The organism is Streptomyces sp. BHT-5-2 (genome assembly GCF_019774615.1).
In the GTDB taxonomy this organism is placed as follows: domain Bacteria; phylum Actinomycetota; class Actinomycetes; order Streptomycetales; family Streptomycetaceae; genus Streptomyces.
In genome coordinates this window covers 1,894,090-1,912,521 of sequence record NZ_CP081497.1, presented here as the reverse complement: position 1 = coordinate 1,912,521, position 18,432 = coordinate 1,894,090, and the positions used below count along the sequence as shown (strand labels likewise).

Genomic DNA, 18,432 nt, shown 5'->3' with positions numbered 1-18,432 from the left:
ACGCTGCCCGTCTTGTAGATTCGAACGAAAGACGAGGGATCATTACCTCGCGGCATTCCACCGGCAACACAAGACAGCACACAGAACGGCGGGCGAGGTCATGCGGCTCCGCGCACTCCTGGACACACACTCTCTGGGCCTCACGCTACTCGGGGGCGATGAGGAGCTGGACCGCACCGTCCGTGGCGTGATGACCACCGACCTGCGGGATCCCAGCCGGTACCTCTCCGGCGGCGAGCTGGTCCTCACCGGCCTGGCCTGGCGCCGGGAGCCGGAGGACTCCGAGCGGTTCGTCCGCATCCTGGCCGGCGCGGGCGTCGCCGGGCTGGCCGCCGGCGAGGCCGAGCTGGGCGCCATCCCCGACGACCTGGTCCAGGCGTGCGCCCGGCACCGGCTGCCGCTGTTCTCGGTCGACGAGAAGGTCTCGTTCGCCTCGATCACCGAGCACGTCGTCCGGCAGGTCTCCAGCGAGCGGGCCGGCGACCTGGCCGCCGTGGTGGACCGGCACCGGCGGCTGATGACCTCCGGCCCGGCCGGCGGCGGCCCCGAGGTCGTCCTGGACCTGCTCGGCTCCGACCTCGACCTGCGCGCCTGGGTGCTCTCCCCCACCGGCCGGCAGATCGCCGGCTCCACGCTGGCCGACGCCGGGCCGGAGCTGCCCGCGGAACTGGGCGCCCGCCTGGCCGGCGAGCACCTGGCCGCCGCCCGCGGCGGCCGCCGCGGCCCGCACCGGATCGCCCTCGCCGGTGCCACCTACTCGCTCTTCCCGATCCGCCACGAGGGCCGCGACCTGAGGCAGACGGTGCTCAGCGACTGGCTGCTGGCGGTCGAGGCGGACGCCGGCGACTGGTCCGAGGAGCGCCTGGACCTGCTGCACGGCGTCACCCAGCTGATCGCCGTCGAACGGGACCGCCGGGAGGCCGCCCGCACGGTCCGCCGACGGCTGGCCCAGGAGGTCCTGGAGCTGGTGCAGACCGGTGCGCCGCCGGCCGAGATCGCCGCCCGGCTGCGGGTGGCCGCCCCCGTGCTGCTGCCCGGTCTGGGTGCGGCCCCGCACTGGCAGATCGTGGTGGCCCGGGTCGAGTGGGAAGGCGGCGACGTGCCCGGCGGCCCGGTGGCGCAGAGCCTGCTGGAGGAGATGCTGATCGACCCCGGCACGTTCGGCCCGGAGCCGTCGGACCGCATCGCGGTGGCGCACACCGGCGACGAGGCGGTGGCTCTGGTGCCGCTGCCGGCCGTCCCGGAGGAATCCGCCGACACCGCCACGACGGACGGCCTGCACGCCGACCGGCTGCTGCGCGCCGTCCAGGAACCGCTGGCCCGGGGGCTGGCCGACGACGGCCGGCTGACCATCGGGGTCAGCGCCTCGGTGCACTCGGCCGAGGGGCTGCGCGGCGCCCTGGAGGAGGCCCGGCACGCCCGCCGGGTCGCCGCCGCCCGCCCCGGCCGGGTCTGCGCCGCCGGCCACGAGGAGCTGGCCTCGCACGTGCTGCTGCTGCCGTTCGTCCCCGACGACGTCCGACGGGCCTTCACCGCCCGGCTGTTGGACCCGCTGCGGGACTACGACCGCCGCCACCGGGCCGAGTTGATCCCGACCCTGGAGGCGTTCCTGGACTGCGACGGCTCCTGGACGCGCTGCGCCACCCGCCTGCACCTGCACGTCAACACCCTCCGCTACCGCGTCGGCCGGATCGAGCAGCTGACGGGTCGCGACCTCTCGCGCCTGGAGGACAAGCTGGACTTCTTCCTGGCCCTGCGGATGAGCTGACGGGCCGTCGGGCGAGGTGACGGGTCGCGGCCGGCCCGGACCCCGTCCCGGGGTCCCCCGATCGGGCGGCATCGCGTCGACGCCGTTGCCGCGCCCGGCGCACGGCCCGTGGCGTACGGCGGCCAAACCACCGCGTATCGGCCACCGCGACCGCCCCGCGCGATTGTGAAAACTTTCACCCATCCCCTTGGCCCGGCGACGGGATTCGTGCTGAGATGCGCCCACTGCATCCTGCATTCCCGCTCAATGGCGCGCTCGGGGAGGGCACTGTGGCGGATACCGCCATGTCCGGATCCGCGGATCCCGCGGATTCCATGAGGTCCGCGGATCAGGTACCGGTCCCGGCACCGCGGCCGGGAGCCGCGCCGGGAGCGGGCGGCCCGGCGGGCGACGATCCACTGGACCGCGCCGTGTGGCGGCTGCGCTCCCGGGGCTGCTGGCTCGACGCGGCCGCCCTCCTGGAGCCGTACGCCGCCCGGCAGGCCCCCGCCGCACTGCGCCGCGCCGCGCTCCTGGTGGAGCGCTGCATGTTCACCGCCGCCGGCTTCGCCGAGGCCGAGGACGCGCTGCGCACCGCGGAGGCGCTCGCCGGCGGCGACGGCGAACGCGGCGCCGCGGCCTGCGAGCGCGGCCAACTCGCCTACACCTCAACGGTGTTGGGCGTCCGCGACCGGGCCGACGAGGCGCGGTCGGCGCTCGGCCGGGCGGCCGCGCTGCTGGCCCCCGGCGAGGCCGGCCGGCCGCTGCTGGACTACCGCCGCGGGCTGATGGCCGAGCACATCGCCGACAGCCCGGACGCCGCCCGCGCCGCCTACCGCCGCGCCCACGCCGGCGCCGCCGACCAGGGCGACGCCTTACTGCTCTCCTTCACCTGGCGCCACCTCGCCGGACTGGCGCTGCGCGAGGGGGAGTTGGCGGAGGCCCGGCACGGTTTCACGGAGTCCCTGCGGATCCGCGAGGAGCTGGGTTTCCTGGTCGGCACCGCGCCGGCGCTGGCCGCACTGGCCGACGCCGTCCCCGACGACGAGGCGGTCCGCCTGCGCACCGAGGCCGCCCGCCTGTTCCGCCTCATGGGCGGCCTCCCCACCTGGCTCGCCGCCCAGCTGCCCCCGGCCCCGCCGGAGGAGCCTGCGGCGGCCGCGGAGGGCACGGCGGGCTAGGGCGGGCCACCCGTCCGGCGGCTCCGGCCCGGACGGCCCGAGCCCCGGTCCCCGGGCCACCCGCCACCCGCCCTCCACCGCCCGCGGCCGCGCCCTCCGGCCGTCAACCACCCCGCCTCGGCCATGCCGCGTCCCGCGTCGATTGGCCGGATCCGGACCCTGCCGGCGGCGGATCGGCCGGGTCGAGGGGGCTGCCGGGCGTCGATCGGTCGGTAGCGCCATGCCCCACGTGCCCCGAGAATGGCCACAAGTCGCACTGCGACCGGGCGGCGCGGCCTGGATGCTGGTCCGCGACCAGCTCCCTCTGGCAGAGCCTTCAGGAGGCGCACCGTGGCAGGAGTGACCCACACCACCAGCACCGGAACCGACTGGGGCAAGGCGCATTTCGAGGCGATCTACAACTGCCCTGATCCGCGCCGCTATTTCGGCACGCTGCAACCCCTGGAGTACCAGATCCCGCACCACGGCCAGGCGGTGTTCCGCGCACTGGCCGACGCGCTGCAACGCCGCCGCGGCGACCGTCCGCCGCTGCGCGTCGTCGACCTGTGCTGCTCGTACGGGGTCAACGCGGCGCTGCTCAACCACCGGCTGACCCTCGACGACCTCTACGACCGCTACACGGGAGGCGGGCCCGGCGCCCCGGCGGGCGACGCCCTGGCCCGCGCGGACCGGGCCTTCTACGCCGGGCTGCGCCGCCCCGGCGCGGCCCGGGTGACCGGCATCGACGCCGCGGGGCACGCGGTCGGCTACGCCGTGGCGGCCGGCCTGCTCGACGACGGCTTCGCCGAGAACCTGGAGGCGGACGCCCCGAGCCCGCAGCTGTGCCGGACGCTGGACGGCACCGACCTGATCACCGTCACCGGCGGCGTCGGCTACATCACCGCGCGCACCTTCGGCCGGCTCGTCGACTGCGTCACCGCTCCGCCGTGGGTCGCCGCGTTCGTGCTGCGCACGGTGTCGTACCGGCCGGTCTCCGCGCTGCTGGCGCGGGCCGGGCTGGTCACCGAGCGGCTCACCACGCGGACGTTCCGGCAGCGGCGGTTCGCCGACGAGGCCGAGCGGCGGGCGGCCTTCGAGGCGCTGGCGGCCCGCGGACTGACCACCGGCGGCAAGGAGGCCGACGGCTTCTACCACGCCGAGCTCTACGTCTCCCGGCCCGCCGCCGACGTCGCGGCACTGCCGCTGGCGGAACTCCTGCCGGTCTTCTGAGCCCGCGGGCCCGGCACCCGGGCCCCGCGACCGCCGCCGCCTCAGTGCGGGTGCCGGGCCGCCGACAGGTGCTCGCGGGCGATCCGCTCGACGACCGCGTACTCCGAGGCGACCAGCGCGTCGAGCAGGGCCGTGTGCTCGGAGGCGTCGGCCAGCAGTTCGGCGGTGCGCGGCCGGGCGCCGCCCCCCGACCACTGCGCGCGGCGCAGCAGATCGCCGGTGACCTGGGTGAGCCGGCGGTTCCCGGTGAGCGCGATCAGCGCCTGGTGGAAGGCGTGGTCGGCATCCGCGTACCCGGCCCGGTCGCCCCGCGCGGCGGCGGCCACCCCCTCCTCGGCCAGCGGCCGGAGCCCCTCCCAGCGCTCGGGGGGCACCGCCCGGGCCAGCCGCACGATCGCGGGCAGCTCCAGCATGGTGCGGACCTCGGCGAGCTCGGCGAGGTCGCGGGAGCTGCGCTCGCAGACCCGGAAGCCGCGGTTGGGCACGACCTCGACGGCGCCCTCCCCGGCGAGCTGCTGCATCGCCTCGCGGACCGGGGTCGCGGAGACGCCGTACCGCTCGGCGAGCACCGGCGCGGAGTAGACCTCGCCGGCGAGCAGCTCCCCGCTTGCCAGTGCCTGGCGCAGCGCGTCCAGGACCTGGCCGCGCACCGAGTGACGGTGCGGCCGCGGCCGGGGCAGCAGGCCGCCGGCCCCGGGCATCCGCACCCGGGCCTCCGGCTGCGGCTCCGCTGTGCCCTGCTCCATGGCGCTCCTCCTGCTGCTGACGGCTTGCGTGGATCCGCCGGCGCGAGGCCGGTGTCCGGATCCGGGGTGTCAGCACCATAAGCGCCCGAAGTGCCGGTTCACACCTTCGCGGGCACGGGTAGAGATGTCGGATAAGGTAAGCCTTACCTGCCAACGATCGCGATTCGGTGGTCCTCCGCATGCCTCCTGCCGCTGCTGCCGCGCCCGCCGCCCACTGCGCCCACCCCGCCGGGGACGCCTACGCCCGGCTCGCCGAGGTCTTCCCCGGCCTCCAGGTGACGGTGTGGGACAGCACGCCACCCGAGGGCGACGGCTGGCTGGCGGCGTCCGACCTGGCCGCGGGCGGACCGGCGCTGGAGACCTTCCTCGCCGACGAGGCGGACCGGATCGCCCGGGACTACGGACAGCCCGCCCGCCCCGACGTCGTCGCGAGCTTCGCGCTGCACCGCTACGCCTGGCCGGCCTGCCTGCTGATCACCCTCCCGTGGTTCCTGCACCGCCGGGTGCCGTACCTCTCCACGGAGGACGTGCGCTTCCACCGCGGGCTGGGCCGGATGGCGGTGCGCGCGGCCTCGTTCGGGTGCCTGCCGGACGACCCGGCCGCGGCCCTGCCCGGCGCACGGGTGGTGCCGGACGAGGAGGCGCTGCGCGCCGAGGTCCGCACCGCGGTCGCCGACCATCTGCGGCCCCTCCTGGAGGGCCTCCGCGGCCGGATGCGGCGCGGCCCCCGGGCGGCCTGGGGCATGGCCTCCGACGAGATCGTCGAGGGGCTCTGGTACGTCGGGCACCTGCTGGGCGAGGAGGCGCGGGCGACGGCCGAGCTGGCACGGCTGCTGCCGGGCGCCGTCGCGCCGTACGTGGCCGGCGCCGGCTTCCGCGAGCTGACCGGCCCGGACGGCGCCACGCTGGCCACCCGGGACCGCGCCAGCTGCTGCATGTACTACACGCTGCGCCCCGAGGACACCTGCGTCACCTGCCCGCGCACCTGCGACACGGAACGCGTCAGCCGCCTCACCGCGACCGCCTGAGCCGCCCGCCGCCCCCGCGGACCGCCGCGATCGACCGCGATCCGCACACAACTCCCCCTTGACGCAAAGAAGTTCGAGACCTCTGGGTCATTCCGCCGCGGGACCCGGTACACCTTGGCGTTCTCTTGCCCCGAAACCCCCTGCAACCGGGGTCGATCCCGTAAGGATGACGCGCGCACTCGCGGACCCGCGGACGTGCCGCCATCCCACCAAGGAATCCCGGGGTAAGAATGAACGAGATATCGCTGAATTGGATGATTCCGACGTTTCTGCTGCTCGCCGGGGGCACCGCCGCCGCCTTCCGCTTCCGGCGCGGCAGGCACGCGGGCCGGCGGACCGGCACCGACGAGTCCTGGGAACGCACCGTGGACCGCCGCCGGCGCAAGGAGGCGGTCTTCGCCTCGGCCGCCTACGTCCTGCTGTTCTGCTGCGCCGCGGTCGCCGCGGCCCTCTCCTTCCACGGCCTGGTCGGCTTCGGCGTCCAGAACCTCGGGCTCACCGGGGGCTGGGAGTACCTGGTGCCGTTCGGACTCGACGGCGCCGCGATGTTCTGCTCCGTCCTGGCGGTGCGCGAGGCCAGTCACGGCGACGCGGCACTCGGCTCCCGGATACTGGTGTGGACGTTCGCCTGCGCCGCCGCCTGGTTCAACTGGGTGCACGCACCGCGCGGACTGGACCACGCGGGCGCCCCGCAGTTCTTCGCCGGGATGTCGCTGTCGGCGGCGATCCTCTTCGACCGGGCGCTGAAACAGACCCGCCGGGCGGCGCTGCGCGAACAGGGCCTGGTGCCCCGGCCGTTGCCGCAGATCCGCATCGTCCGCTGGCTGCGGGCGCCCCGCGAGACCTTCGCCGCCTGGTCGCTGATGCTGCTGGAGGGCGTGGGGACGCTGGACGAGGCGGTCGAGGAGGTCCGCGACGACAAGCGGGAGAAGACCCGGAACCGGCTCCACCGGCGCGAGCAGGACAAGCTCGACCGGGCCCGGATCAAGGCCCTCAACCGGCAGCACCGCTCCTGGGCCAGAAGCGGTGGACGCCACGCCCTCCCGGCGGGCGCGCCCCTGCCGCCCGTGGAGGCCGGCCCGGACGCCGTGGGGCCGGTCGATCCGACGCCGCTGCCCCCCGGCGACGCGGCCAACCGCCCCCGGCCGGCCCTGAAGGCCGTGAACGGTACCGAGCCCGAGGGCTCCGCCATATCCGGGCGGCGCAGCGCCGTCGACCTCACCGCCGAGGACGACACCCAGACGATCCCCCGGCTGGACTCCCTGGAGGAGAAACTCGCCGAGATCGAAAGGCAGTTCGGCTGAACGGTGGCGGACCGCGCCGACCCTCACCCCCGGCTTCGCGTCAGGCCGGTCCGCCGCCCAGCTCGAACCACACGCACTTGCCGACCCCCTCGGGCCGGATGCCCCAGGCGTCCGCCAGGGCCCGTACCAGCATCAGCCCCCGCCCCGAAGTGCCGTCGACCGACGGGGCGCGCGGCTCCGGACAGCGTTCGGCGAAGTCCCGCACCTCCACCCGCAGGCGGTCGGTGACCCGGACCGTCACCACCGCCCCGCCCTCGGTGTGCAGCAGGGCGTTGGTCACCAACTCGCTGGTCAGCAGCGCCGCCACCTCGGGATCCGCCGGAGCCCCGCCGTCCGGCGGCGCCCAGCGGCACAGTAACTCCCGCAGCTCTCCGCGGAGTTCGCCGACCGCCTTGAGGTCGGCCTGCCGCACCTTGCGCTCCAGTACTCCGGGCGCGCGCAGCGCGACCGCGCCGCTCCCGTCACCCCCTTCCGTGCGCTGTCGTCTGTTCCCTTCCTCGCACCGCACAGGCCGACGCATCTCTCCCCCGCCCCCCAGACGAACCACCGGCGCTCTGCCTCGAACAGCCTCACGCTCAGCATTCCCATCGGGCCCGTCGCCATGCTTCCGCTTGCCGCCCGCGGGCGCGCGGCCGGCGCACGCCCGCGGCGGGCGGTCTGCGACGCCCGGCGGGACGGGGCCCCGGCGGGCCGGGGTGGGTATACGTTCCGCGACCGCCCGGAGCGGGCCGGTCCGCCGGCCGGTGCCGGGTCCGCGGGCCGTACGAGCGTGAGGAGCCGCCGTGCACGACGACCGACTGCTGGTGGAGGGGCGCCTCGCGCGGGCGCTCGAACAGCACATCCGGCCCGCGCAGTACCCGGCGCGGCACCCGCTGCGGCTGGAGGTGTGGCACGTACCGGGCAAGCCCAGGGCGGCCGCCGAGGCGCTGACCGCCGACTACGAGCCGTTCGCGGTCGGGGACGCCTGGGGGCCGCCGTGGTCGACGAGCTGGTTCCGGCTGACCGGCGAGGTGCCGGCGGAGTGGGCCGGGCGGCGGGTGGAGGCGGTCCTCGACCCGGGGTTCACCGGCGACGGGCCGGGATTCCAGGCGGAGGGGCTGGTGTACGACGCCGCCGGGGTGCCCCTCAAGGGCGTCCACCCGCGCAACCGGCACGTCCCCGTCGCGGCCCCGGCGCACGGCGGCGAGGAGGTCCGGCTGCTGCTGGAGGCCGCCGCCAACCCCGCCGTGCTGCGCGACTTCCGCCCCACCGACCTCGGCGACATCCGCACCGCCCCCCGCCGGCCGCTCCACCGCTTCGCGGCCGCCGATCTCGCGGTGCTCGACGAGACCGTCTGGCAGCTGGTGCTGGACGTCGAGGTGCTGTGGGAGCTGATGCACGAGCTGCCCGTCGACCGGCCGCGCCGGCACGGCATCCTGCGGGCCCTGGAGAACATGCTGGACGCGCTCGACCTGCACGACGTCGGCGGCACCGCGGCCGCGGCCCGCGCCGAACTGGCCGACGTGCTGAGCCGCCCGGCCACCGCCAGCGCACACCGCGTCTCGGCCACCGGGCACGCCCATATCGACTCCGCCTGGCTCTGGCCGCTGCGCGAGACCGTCCGCAAGGCCGCCCGCACCTTCGCCAACGTCACCCAACTCGCCACCGAGTACCCGGAGTTGGTGTTCTCCTGCTCCCAGGCGCAGCAGTACGCCTGGGTGCGGGACAACCAGCCGCACCTCTGGGCCCGCATCAAGAAGGCGGTGCGGAACGGCAACTGGGTGCCGGTCGGCTCGATGTGGGTGGAGTCCGACGCCAACATGCCCGGCGGCGAGGCCCTGGCCCGGCAGCTGGTGCACGGCAAGCGGTTCTTCCTGGACGAACTGGGCGTGGAGACCGAGGAGGTCTGGCTGCCCGACTCCTTCGGCTACACCGCCGCCTTCCCGCAGCTGGCGCGGCTGGCCGGCGCGAAGTGGTTCCTCACCCAGAAGCTGTCCTGGAACGAGAGCGACCGGATGCCGCACCACACCTTCTGGTGGGAGGGCATCGACGGGACGCGGGTGTTCACCCACTTCCCGCCCGTCGACACCTACAACTCCCAGCTGCACGGCCGCGAACTCGCCCACGCGGAGCGGAACTTCGCCGAGCAGGGGCGGGCGACCCGCTCGCTGGTCCCGTTCGGCTGGGGCGACGGCGGCGGCGGTCCGACCCGCGAGATGCTGGAGCGGGCCCGCCGGCTGCGCTCCCTGGAGGGCTCGCCGCGGGTCGCGGTCGAGCCGCCGGCCCGCTTCTTCGCGGCGGCGCACGAGGAGTACGCGGCGGCGGCGCCCGTCTGGTCCGGTGAGCTGTACCTCCAGTTCCACCGCGGCACCTACACCTCGCAGGCCGGGACCAAGCAGGGCAACCGGCGCTGCGAGCACCTGCTGCGGGAGGCCGAGCTGTGGGCCGCGACCGCGGCCGTGCACACCGCCACGGCGCCCGGCGACGCCGCCTACCGCTATCCGTACGCGGCGCTGGACCGGCTCTGGAAGACCGTGCTGCTGCACCAGTTCCACGACATCCTGCCCGGCTCGTCGATCGCCTGGGTCCACCGCGAGGCCCGCGCGACCTACGCGGCGGTGGCGGCCGAGCTGACCGCGCTGACCGAGGAGGCGCTGGCGGCCCTGGCGGCCGGGACGGGGGAACCGGCGCCGACGGGGCGCCCGGCCTCCGACGCCGTCTTCAACGCCTCGCCCTACGACCGCCTGGAGATCGTCGAACTGCCCGCCGGCGGCACGGGCCCGGCCGCCGTCGCCGTCCAAGTCCCCGCCCTGGGCTCCGCCCCGCTCCCCCCGTCCGGCGCCGCCGCCCCCGCCCCCCGGCCCGTGCGCGCCACCGCCGGCACCCGCGACCTCACGCTCGACAACGGGCGGCTGCGGGTCCGTATCGACGCCGACGGCCTGCTGGCCTCCGTACGCGACCTGGCCGCCGACCGGGAAGTGCTGGCGCCCGGTGCCCGCGGCAACCTTCTCCAGCTGCACCCGGACCACCCCAACCAGTACGACGCCTGGAACCTCGACCGGCACCACCGCAACCGGCACACCGACCTCACCGCCGCCGACTCCGTCGAACTGGTCGCCTCCGGACCGCTCACCGCCACCGTGCGGGTCAGCCGCACCTTCGGCGACTCACACCTCACCCAGGACCTGACCCTGCACGCCGGCTCCCGCCGCCTGGAGATCACCACCGACATCGACTGGCACGAGTCGGAGAAGGTCCTCAAGGCCGCGTTCCCGCTGGACGTGCACGCCGAACGGTCCACCGCCGAGATCCAGTTCGGCCACGTCCACCGCCCCACCCACGCCAACACCAGCTGGGACGCGGCCCGCTTCGAGATCTGCGCGCACCGCTGGCTCCGGGTCGCCGAACCCGGCTACGGCGTCGCCCTGCTCAACGACTCCACCTACGGCCACGACGTCACCCGCACCCCCCACGAGGACGGCGTCGGCACGACCGTGCGGCTCACCCTGCTGCGCGCACCGCACAGCCCCGACCCGGAGACCGACCAGGGCACCCACCGCTTCCGCTACGCGCTGCTGCCCGGCGCCGGGACCACCGACGCGGTCGCCGGCGGCCTCGCGCTCAACCTCCCGCTCCGCACCGCCCCCGCCCCGGCCGCCGGGCACCTCGCCCCCCTGGTGCGCATCGACAACCCCGCCCTGACCGTCGAGTCGGTCAAACTCGCCGACGACCGCAGCGGCGACGTCGTCGTCCGGCTCTACGAGTCCCACGGCGGCCGGGCCACCGGCACCCTCTCCCCCGGCTTCCCGGTCGCCCACGCCACCGTCACCGACCTGCTGGAACGCCCACTGCGGGACGAGGAGGAGGGCCCGACCTCGGAACTGACGCTCACCCTCCGCCCGTTCCAGATCCGCACCCTCCGGCTCCGGCCCGTGCACCCGGCCGCCCCACCGGACTGACCCGCCCACCGGGTGCGCCGCCGGACCGTCCCGGCCGCGCCCCCGGACGCACCGTCACACCCGGGGGATGTTCCGCAGGTTGGAGCGGGCCATCTGCACCATCCGGCCCACCCCGCCGTCCAGCACGATCTTCCCCGCGGAGAGCGCGAAGCCGGAGACCATCTCCGCGCTGATCTTCGGCGGGATGGAGAGCGCGTTGGGGTCGGTGACCACGTCGACCAGCGCCGGCCCCTTGTGCCGGAAGGCGTCGCGCAGCGCCCCGCGCAGCTGCCCGGGCTTCTCCACCCGCACGCCGAACGCCCCGGCCGCGCGGGCGATCGCGGAGAAGTCGGGGTTGTGGTTGGTGGTGCCGTACGCGGGCAGCCCCGACACCATCATCTCCAACTCCACCATCCCCAGAGAGGAGTTGTTGAACAGCACCACCTTCACCGGCAGGTCGTACTGGACCAGGGTCAGGAAGTCGCCCATCAGCATCGCGAAGCCGCCGTCGCCCGACATCGACACGGTCTGCCGCCCGCGGTCCATGAACTGGGCGCCGATCGCCTGCGGCAGCGCGTTGGCCATCGAGCCGTGGCTGAACGAACCGATCACCCTCCGGCGCCCGTTGGGCGTCAGATAGCGCGCCGCCCAGACGTTGCACATGCCCGTGTCGACGGTGAAGACGGCGTCCTCGGCGGCCTCCTCGTCGAGCACCGAGGCGACGTACTCCGGGTGGATCGGAACGTGCTTCTCCACCTTGCGGGTGTACGCCTTGACCACGCCCTCCAAGGCGTCGGCGTGCTTCTTCAGCATCCGGTCCAGGAACCGGCGGCTCTCCTTCACCCGCACCTTCGGGGTCAGGCAGCGCAGCGTCTCCCGGACGTCGCCCCAGACGGCGAGGTCCAGTTTGGTGCGCCGGCCCAGGTGCTCGGGCCGCACGTCCACCTGGACGATCCGCACGTCGTCGGGGAGGAAGGCGTTGTAGGGGAAGTCCGTGCCGAGCAGGATCAGCAGATCGCACTCGTGGGTGGCCTCGTAGGCCGCGCCGTAGCCGAGCAGCCCGCTCATCCCGACGTCGTACGGGTTGTCGTACTGGATCCATTCCTTGCCGCGCAGCGCATGGCCCACCGGCGACTTCACCCGCTCCGCGAACTCCATCACCTCGGCGTGCGCGCCGGCGGTGCCGCTGCCGCAGAAGAGCGTGACCTTGTCGGCCGCGTCGACCATCCGGGCCAGCGCGTCGATCTCCTCGTCACCGGGGCGGACCGAGGGGCGGGTGGTGACCAGGGCGTGCTGGAAGGCGCGCTCCGGCGCGGGGTCGGCGGCGATGTCGCCGGGGAGCGAGACGACCGCGACACCGCTCTGCCCGACGGCGTGCTGGATGGCGGTCTGGAGCACCCGCGGCATCTGGCGGGTGCTGGAGATCAGCTCGCTGTAGTGGCTGCACTCGGAGAACAGCCGGTCCGGGTGGGTCTCCTGGAAGAAGGTGGTGCCGATCTCGCTGGACGGGATGTGCGAGGCCAGCGCGAGCACCGGGGCCATCGACCGGTGCGCGTCGAACAGCCCGTTGATCAGGTGCAGGTTGCCGGGCCCGCAGGACCCCGCGCAGGCCGCCAGCTTCCCGGTGAGCTGCGCCTCCGCCCCGGCCGCGAAGGCGGCGGTCTCCTCGTGCCGGACCTGGATCCAGTCGATGGCGGAGTTGCGGCGGATGGCGTCCACCACCGGGTTCAGGCTGTCCCCGACGACCCCGTAGAGCCGTCGGACACCGGCCCGCACCAGGATGTCGACGAACTGCTCGGCCACGGTCTGCTTGGCCACGAGGAAACCCTCCTTCACCACGACGAACGGGCCGGCGGCCGGCCGGCCGGCCGCTCCGTCCCGACGGCCCTCCGGCTCCTTCCCATGAACCCATGGGGGGACGCACTCCGCCTCCGGGGGCCGGACTCCGCTTCCGTGCGCTACGCCTCCCAGATGCCCACCGCAGTGCGGTCCTTGGTCTCCCCGGGGCCGCGCGGCTGGACGGCGGCGAGGAAGCCGACGAGGTCGGGCGGGCCCGGGACGGACCATGCGGCGGCGAGCCGGGCGGCGAAGTCCGGATCGCCGCTCAGCGGTGCCGCGACCCCGGCGCCGCACAGCAGCAGCACGTCCCCTGACCGGCCCGGCACGGCGCGGAACCGGAAGGACGCCGACGGGCACGCGGGAGAAGGAGCGGGGGCGGCGGCAGGGGCGGCGTCCGGGGCAGTGTGGGCGGCCGGTGTCGCGCCGGCCGGGGCCAGGTCCTCCCAGCCGTCGTGGCGGAGCCGGAACAGTCCGCCCGCGCCGGTGCCGAAGAACACCCGCGTACGGCAGTCCGGGTCGTCGGGCACCAACAGGCAGCACAGCGCGGCCGGGTCCGCGTCGGCCGCCACGCCCAGTTCCGCGGCCCGGCCGCGCAGCCGGCCGAGACCGCGGGCGGTGAGGCGCTGCAACCCCGCCCGGAGCGCCTCGCGCCGCTCGGCGCGGAGGTCCTGGGCCAACCGGGTGGCGCAGCGGCCGACGGCATCGCCGGCCCAGGCGCAGGCCGCGCGGGCCGCGCGCTGGGCGGCCGCTCCCCTGGGGGACAGACCGGTGGCGACGGCCACCAGGAGGACCGCGTCGGCGTCCGCCCCGAACCGGGCGACGAGGAACGCCTCCCCGCGCGCCTCGCCCCGCCGGCACGCGTCGGCGCCGCGCTGCGAGACGGCACGGACGTCGACCGGACCGAACCGCGCGCCGCCCAGGACCGTGTCGGGCACGGGCTCGCCGAGCGCGTCCGGATCCGCCTCGGAGGAAGACGAGGGGAAGGGGAAGGGAAGGGTGACGGGGGCGGTCGTCCAGGCGACGGGCTCGGCGTCCATGACGTCGTCGAACGGCACGTCCGCCGTCCCGGCGACACCGGTGGCCGGCAGGGGCGGCGGGGGCTCCGCAGGTCGGGGCTCCACGGGCCGCTCCGCAGGCCGGGGCTCCACGGGCCGGGGCTCCGCGGGGCGGGACTCCGTGGGCCGGGGCTCCGCGGGGCGGGACTCCGTGGGCCGGGGCGGGGACGGCGCCCGCCGGGCGGGCGGGTCCCAGGACGGCGGTTCCCAGGCGCTCGGCTCCCACGGCCGGGGCTCGAACGCCGTGTGGGAGTCCTCCCCGGGAACGGCTGCCGCGGACGGGGAATCAGGGTGCGACGACTCAGGGAGCGAGGAATCCGCGGGAGGGGACTTCCTGGGAGGGGACTCCCCGCGAGCGGGCTCCCCGGACGCGGCACCCCCGCGCCGCCCCACCGTCCGCAACACCGACTCGATCCGCTCGTCGAGCGTGTCGGCGGTGTCGCGGGCGCCGGGGGCGTCGCGGATGTCGGGGGTGCGGGGCGTGCCCGGGGCCTCGTGGACACCGCGGGTGCCGGGCCCGCCCCGGCTACCGCCCCGCGGCCGCTCGCCGGGCCGCTCCCCCGTCCCCTCCCCCGCTCCGGAATCGTCGCCGTACAGCTCCCGCCACCACCAGTCGTCCTCTCTTCCGCGGCCCGCCCCCTGCTGCTTCATGGGCCGCATTGTCCCGTGGCGCATGCCGCCGAAACAGGGCGCGAACAGGGCATTCCAGGAAGCGCCGGCCGCCCCCTTCCGGCAGGCTTGGGCCATGCGGGCCGTGAGCGAGCGCAGCGTTCGGGCCCCTGCCTGGCGTGCGCCGTCCGGGCCGTGCCGGTGCGCCGGCGGCTCCGGGGCCGGCGCATGAATGCCTGGCAGCTGATCGGCGTCGGGCTGGTGCTGCTGTTCGGCGTGTTCGGGGTGCTGGTCCCCGGCCTCCCCGGTCCGCTGGTCATCTGGGCGGGGCTGCTGTGGTGGGCGACGGCCGAACGGTCCGCCCTGGCCTGGACGGTGCTGATGGCCGGCACCGGCGTGCTGCTGCTCAACCAGGTGCTCAAGTGGCTGCTGCCGACCCGCAGTCTGCGCGATGCGGGCGTGCCCTACCGCACGCTGCTCCTCGCGGGCGCGGCCGGTGTGGCGGGGTTCTTCCTGCTGCCCGTCGTCGGCTGTCCGCTCGGCGCGGTCGGCGGCCTCTACCTCCTCGAACGCGTCCGCCTGGGCAGCCACGGCGACGCCCGGGCCTCGACCCGTACGGCGCTGCGCGCCATCGGCCTGAGCGTGCTGGTCGAACTGTTCGCGTGCCTGCTGGTGGTGGGTGCCTGGGTGGGGGCGGTGCTCGCGGGCTGAGGGGCGGCGGGCCCGGGCCGCGGCCCGGGGCCGCCGCCCCCCCCGCGTGCCCCGTGCCTACCGGCCCGTCCGCCGGCGCCCGGCCGCCGCCGGCCCCCGCTTCTGTTCCATCTGGTGCCGGCCCAGTGCCTGCTTCTGCTTCCAGTCGCGCCGGATCTCGGCGCGCAGCCGGGCGTCGGTCTTGGCCACGATGCGCTGGTTCTCCCGTTGCAGCTTGCGGTAGCTCTCCAGCCGACGGTCCGTCAACTCACCATGCTCCACCGCCTCTTGGACCGCACAGCCGGGCTCGGCGCCGTGTGCGCAGTCGTGGAAGCGGCACCGTTCGGCCAGTTCCTCGACGTCGGCGAACGTCCGGGCCAGACCGGCCTGTGCGTCCCACATTCCGACGCCGCGGAGTCCCGGCGTGTCGATCAGTACGCCGCCTCCGGGCAGCACCAGCAGATCGCGGGTCGTGGTGGTGTGCCGGCCCTTGCCGTCCTGGTCGCGGACCGCCCGCACGTCCTGGACGTCCGAGCCGTGCAGGGCGTTGGCCAGGGTGGACTTGCCGGCCCCGGACCGCCCCAGAAGGACGGAGGTGGCGCCCGCGAGCACGGTGGAGAGCGTGTCGACGCCCTCCCCGGTGGCCGCGCTGACCGCCACCACCCGCACACCGGGGGCGGCGTCCGCCGCGTCCGCCACGAGATGGCCGAGCGTGACCGGGTCCGCCACCAGGTCGGCTTTGGTGAGGGCCACCACCGGCTGCGCCCCGCTCTCCCACACCAGAGAGACGAACCGCTCGACGCGGTCCAGGTCCAGGGCCTCGGCCAGGGAGACCGCGACCACGGCGTACTCGACGTTCGCGGCGAGGACCTGGCCCTCGGAACGCTTGGTCGAGGCGGACCGCAGGATGGCGGTGCGGCGCGGCAGCAACGCCCGTACCACGCCGTCGAGATGGTCGCCGACGCGCCCGTTGTGCAGGTCGAGCACGGCCCAGTCGCCGGTGCAGGGGACCCGCGTCGGGTCGCTGGTCGCCACCAGCGCGGTGTCCGCCAGGACGGTGCGGACGCCATCGCCGTCCGGCACCACCGCGTCCACGCGGCCGCGGTCGACGCGGACGATACGGCCGGGCACGAACCCCTGCCCGGCGAAGGGGGTGAACAGCTCCGCGAATCCGTCGTCCCAGCCGTAGTCGGCGGTCAGCGGATGGGCAGCGGAGAGAGCGTGATCGAACAACGGGAGGGCCCTTCGGAAAGGCGCGGTCCCGGCCGTGCGTGCGCGGTGCGCCGGGCGGGGCCCGACACACGCAAGGAGCACGCGGAGGAACGAGAAGGGGTCGGCTCAGCCGAGGACCGCGGGGAGGACATCGATGGTCTTCTGGATGCGAGCGGTGCCCGTGGCAGCGGCAGTCATCAGATGCCACCTCCCTCTTCGGTGCCGTTCCCCGGCGCGCAGCACACCGGGCGCCGTCGGACGGTGTCGACGACGGATCAGACGGTAGACGGGGCGCGCCGGCGCGCGCCAACGATTTATCCGCCGCCCGCCCCGCGGTGGCACCGGCGGCGGGGACCGGCTCGGTGGCGGAGGGCGGATCACCGCGCGGTGCGGGAGACTGGCCCGATGACGAGTGAACCCCCCGACTCCCCCCAGGAGGAACCGACCATCATCTGGGAGGGCGCCGGGCCGGTCGGTCCCGACGGCCTCACCGTCGGCCGCACGGCCGCGCTGGTCGGGGTGAGCGTGAAGACGCTGCACCACTGGGACACGATCGGTCTGGTGCGGCCGAGCGGGCGCACCTGGGCCGGGTATCGCGTGTACTCGGCGGACGACGTCGCCCGGATCCACCGGGTCCTCGTCTACAAGGAGCTCGGCTTCCCGCTCGCACAGATCGGCCGGCTGCTCGACGACCCGGACACCGACGCCCGCGCGCATCTGCGCCGGCAGCGGTCACAGCTCGTGGACCGGATCGCCCGTCTGGAGAAGATGGTCGGCGCGGTCGACCGGATGCTGGAGGCGTCCAGGACGGGCCTGCGGCTGACCCCGGAGCAGCAGGTCGAGATCTTCGGCGCGGACTGGCAGCCGGCCTGGGTCGAGGAGGCCGAGGACCGCTGGGGCGACACCGCGCAGTGGGCCCAGTACGCCGAACGGGCGGCCGCCATGTCGCCGGAGGACTGGAAGGAGGTCGCGGCGGCGACCGACGCGCTCAACGCCGACCTCGCCACCGCCCGGCAGGCCGGTGTCGCGCCCGGCTCGGACGAGGCGAACGCCCTGGCCGAACGCCATCGTGCGCTGCTCTCGCGGTACTTCGACTGCTCCCATGCGATGCAGGTCTGCATCGGGCGGATGTTCGTCGACGACCCCCGGTACGCCGCGTACTACGACACCGTCGCGCCGGACCTCACCGTCTGGCTGCGCGATGTGATCTTCGCGAACGCGGCGGCCCACGGCGTGGATCCGGAGACCGCGACCTGGGAGTGAGCGGGCGTCGGTCCGCCGCCGGCTCAACTCACCGCGTCCGCCGTGTCCGTCGAGCCCACCCCAGACAGGGCCGGATCTGCTTGATGATGCGGGTCGGCAGTCCGGCGGCGAGCAGCCCCTGCTCCTCGTAGTAGCGCAGCAACCGCCGGGGCCTGCCGGTGCGTTCCGACAGTTCTCCGATCCGCACGGCCGCCCCTCCCGTATCGCCGACCCGGCCGGGCTCGGCATACGGGCGCGCGCCGTCGCGGCCCGGGGTCCCGGCGTCCGCTCAGTCGTGCGGCGGCAGTTGGCGGACCTTGTGGTCGGCGGCGTTGAGGGCCTCGTCGACCAGGCGCCGCAGATGGCCGTGGCGCAGGGCGTACACGGCGCGGCGGCCGTCCTTGCGGGTGGTGACCAGCCCGGCCAGCCGGAGACGGGCGAGGTGCTGGCTGACGGAGGTGCGGGAGGCGCCGCAGGCTTCGGTCAGGGTGGTGACGTCGGCCTCGCCCGTGCCGAGGCGCCGCAGCAGGGTGAGCCGGGTGCGGTCGGCGAGCAGGCCGAGGATCTCCACCGCGGCCGCGATCCGCGTGCCGTCGTCGGGCTCCTGCGCACCGTGCGCAGCTGATAGGTGCATGCGTGCGCTCATACGCACA

General features: G+C 75.2%; 14 protein-coding genes and 1 pseudogene. 8 read left to right on the top strand and 7 right to left on the bottom strand.

The window, feature by feature from the left end; translation table 11 throughout:
- Positions 1-100 precede the first annotated feature (100 nt).
- The 3 genes from K2224_RS36145 (at position 101) to K2224_RS36135 (ending at position 4,137) form a co-directional block, all read left to right on the top strand.
- The gene (locus K2224_RS36145) at positions 101-1,768 is read left to right on the top strand and encodes a PucR family transcriptional regulator (RefSeq protein ID WP_221911329.1); all 1,668 of its coding nucleotides are present in this window, start codon (positions 101-103) and stop codon (positions 1,766-1,768) included.
- A gap of 314 nt (positions 1,769-2,082) precedes the next feature.
- Positions 2,083-2,928, top strand: a complete 846-nt coding sequence (locus K2224_RS36140) for a hypothetical protein (RefSeq protein ID WP_260693684.1) — start codon at positions 2,083-2,085, stop codon at positions 2,926-2,928.
- Positions 2,929-3,267: 339 nt separating this feature from the next.
- On the top strand, positions 3,268-4,137 hold the full coding sequence (locus tag K2224_RS36135) for a hypothetical protein (RefSeq protein ID WP_221912171.1): 870 nt from the start codon (positions 3,268-3,270) through the stop codon (positions 4,135-4,137).
- Positions 4,138-4,178: 41 nt separating this feature from the next.
- Here K2224_RS36135 and K2224_RS36130 read toward each other — a convergent pair whose 3' ends face one another.
- Positions 4,179-4,883 carry a GntR family transcriptional regulator gene (locus K2224_RS36130; RefSeq protein ID WP_221911327.1) on the bottom strand — a complete coding sequence of 235 codons (705 nt, stop codon included), beginning with the start codon at positions 4,881-4,883 and terminating at the stop codon, positions 4,179-4,181.
- 179 nt (positions 4,884-5,062) lie between these two features.
- Here K2224_RS36130 and K2224_RS36125 point away from each other — a divergent pair, with 179 nt between their 5' ends.
- Entirely contained in the window at positions 5,063-5,911 is an 849-nt protein-coding gene (locus K2224_RS36125) for a (2Fe-2S)-binding protein (protein WP_221911326.1), read from the top strand.
- A 230-nt stretch (positions 5,912-6,141) separates the two neighbouring features.
- Positions 6,142-7,215, top strand: coding sequence for a DUF2637 domain-containing protein (locus tag K2224_RS36120; protein WP_221911325.1), 1,074 nt, complete (start codon positions 6,142-6,144; stop codon positions 7,213-7,215).
- Between the two features lie 40 nt (positions 7,216-7,255).
- Here K2224_RS36120 and K2224_RS36115 read toward each other — a convergent pair whose 3' ends face one another.
- A complete protein-coding gene (locus tag K2224_RS36115) occupies positions 7,256-7,735 on the bottom strand; it encodes an ATP-binding protein (RefSeq protein ID WP_260693683.1) in 480 nt (159 codons plus the stop codon).
- Between the two features lie 262 nt (positions 7,736-7,997).
- On the opposite strand from K2224_RS36115, the gene K2224_RS36110 reads away from it, so the two are divergent.
- Complete coding sequence (locus tag K2224_RS36110; protein WP_221911324.1) at positions 7,998-11,153, top strand: glycoside hydrolase family 38 C-terminal domain-containing protein; 3,156 nt, start codon at positions 7,998-8,000, stop codon at positions 11,151-11,153.
- Positions 11,154-11,207: 54 nt separating this feature from the next.
- Here the strand turns inward: K2224_RS36110 and K2224_RS36105 are convergent, their stop codons facing one another.
- Together K2224_RS36105 and K2224_RS36100 are read right to left on the bottom strand one after the other, a co-directional pair.
- On the bottom strand, positions 11,208-12,950 hold the full coding sequence (locus tag K2224_RS36105; RefSeq protein WP_221911323.1) for a pyruvate dehydrogenase: 1,743 nt from the start codon (positions 12,948-12,950) through the stop codon (positions 11,208-11,210).
- 140 nt (positions 12,951-13,090) lie between these two features.
- Complete coding sequence (locus tag K2224_RS36100; RefSeq protein ID WP_221911322.1) at positions 13,091-14,677, bottom strand: protein phosphatase 2C domain-containing protein; 1,587 nt, start codon at positions 14,675-14,677, stop codon at positions 13,091-13,093.
- A 186-nt stretch (positions 14,678-14,863) separates the two neighbouring features.
- Here K2224_RS36100 and K2224_RS36095 point away from each other — a divergent pair, with 186 nt between their 5' ends.
- The gene (locus K2224_RS36095; protein ID WP_221911321.1) at positions 14,864-15,346 is read left to right on the top strand and encodes a DUF456 domain-containing protein; all 483 of its coding nucleotides are present in this window, start codon (positions 14,864-14,866) and stop codon (positions 15,344-15,346) included.
- Positions 15,347-15,403: 57 nt separating this feature from the next.
- Here the strand turns inward: K2224_RS36095 and rsgA are convergent, their stop codons facing one another.
- Positions 15,404-16,558, bottom strand: coding sequence for a ribosome small subunit-dependent GTPase A (gene rsgA / locus K2224_RS36090; protein ID WP_221911320.1), 1,155 nt, complete (start codon positions 16,556-16,558; stop codon positions 15,404-15,406).
- Between the two features lie 384 nt (positions 16,559-16,942).
- Between rsgA and K2224_RS36085 the strand changes: the two genes are divergently transcribed.
- On the top strand, positions 16,943-17,800 hold the full coding sequence (locus K2224_RS36085) for a MerR family transcriptional regulator (protein ID WP_221911319.1): 858 nt from the start codon (positions 16,943-16,945) through the stop codon (positions 17,798-17,800).
- A 61-nt stretch (positions 17,801-17,861) separates the two neighbouring features.
- Here K2224_RS36085 and K2224_RS36080 read toward each other — a convergent pair.
- Both K2224_RS36080 and K2224_RS36075 read right to left on the bottom strand, forming a co-directional pair.
- Positions 17,862-17,987: pseudogene (locus K2224_RS36080) on the bottom strand (MerR family DNA-binding transcriptional regulator); the annotation flags it as partial.
- An 81-nt stretch (positions 17,988-18,068) separates the two neighbouring features.
- On the bottom strand, positions 18,069-18,425 hold the full coding sequence (locus K2224_RS36075) for a metalloregulator ArsR/SmtB family transcription factor (RefSeq protein ID WP_221911318.1): 357 nt from the start codon (positions 18,423-18,425) through the stop codon (positions 18,069-18,071).
- Positions 18,426-18,432 lie beyond the last annotated feature (7 nt).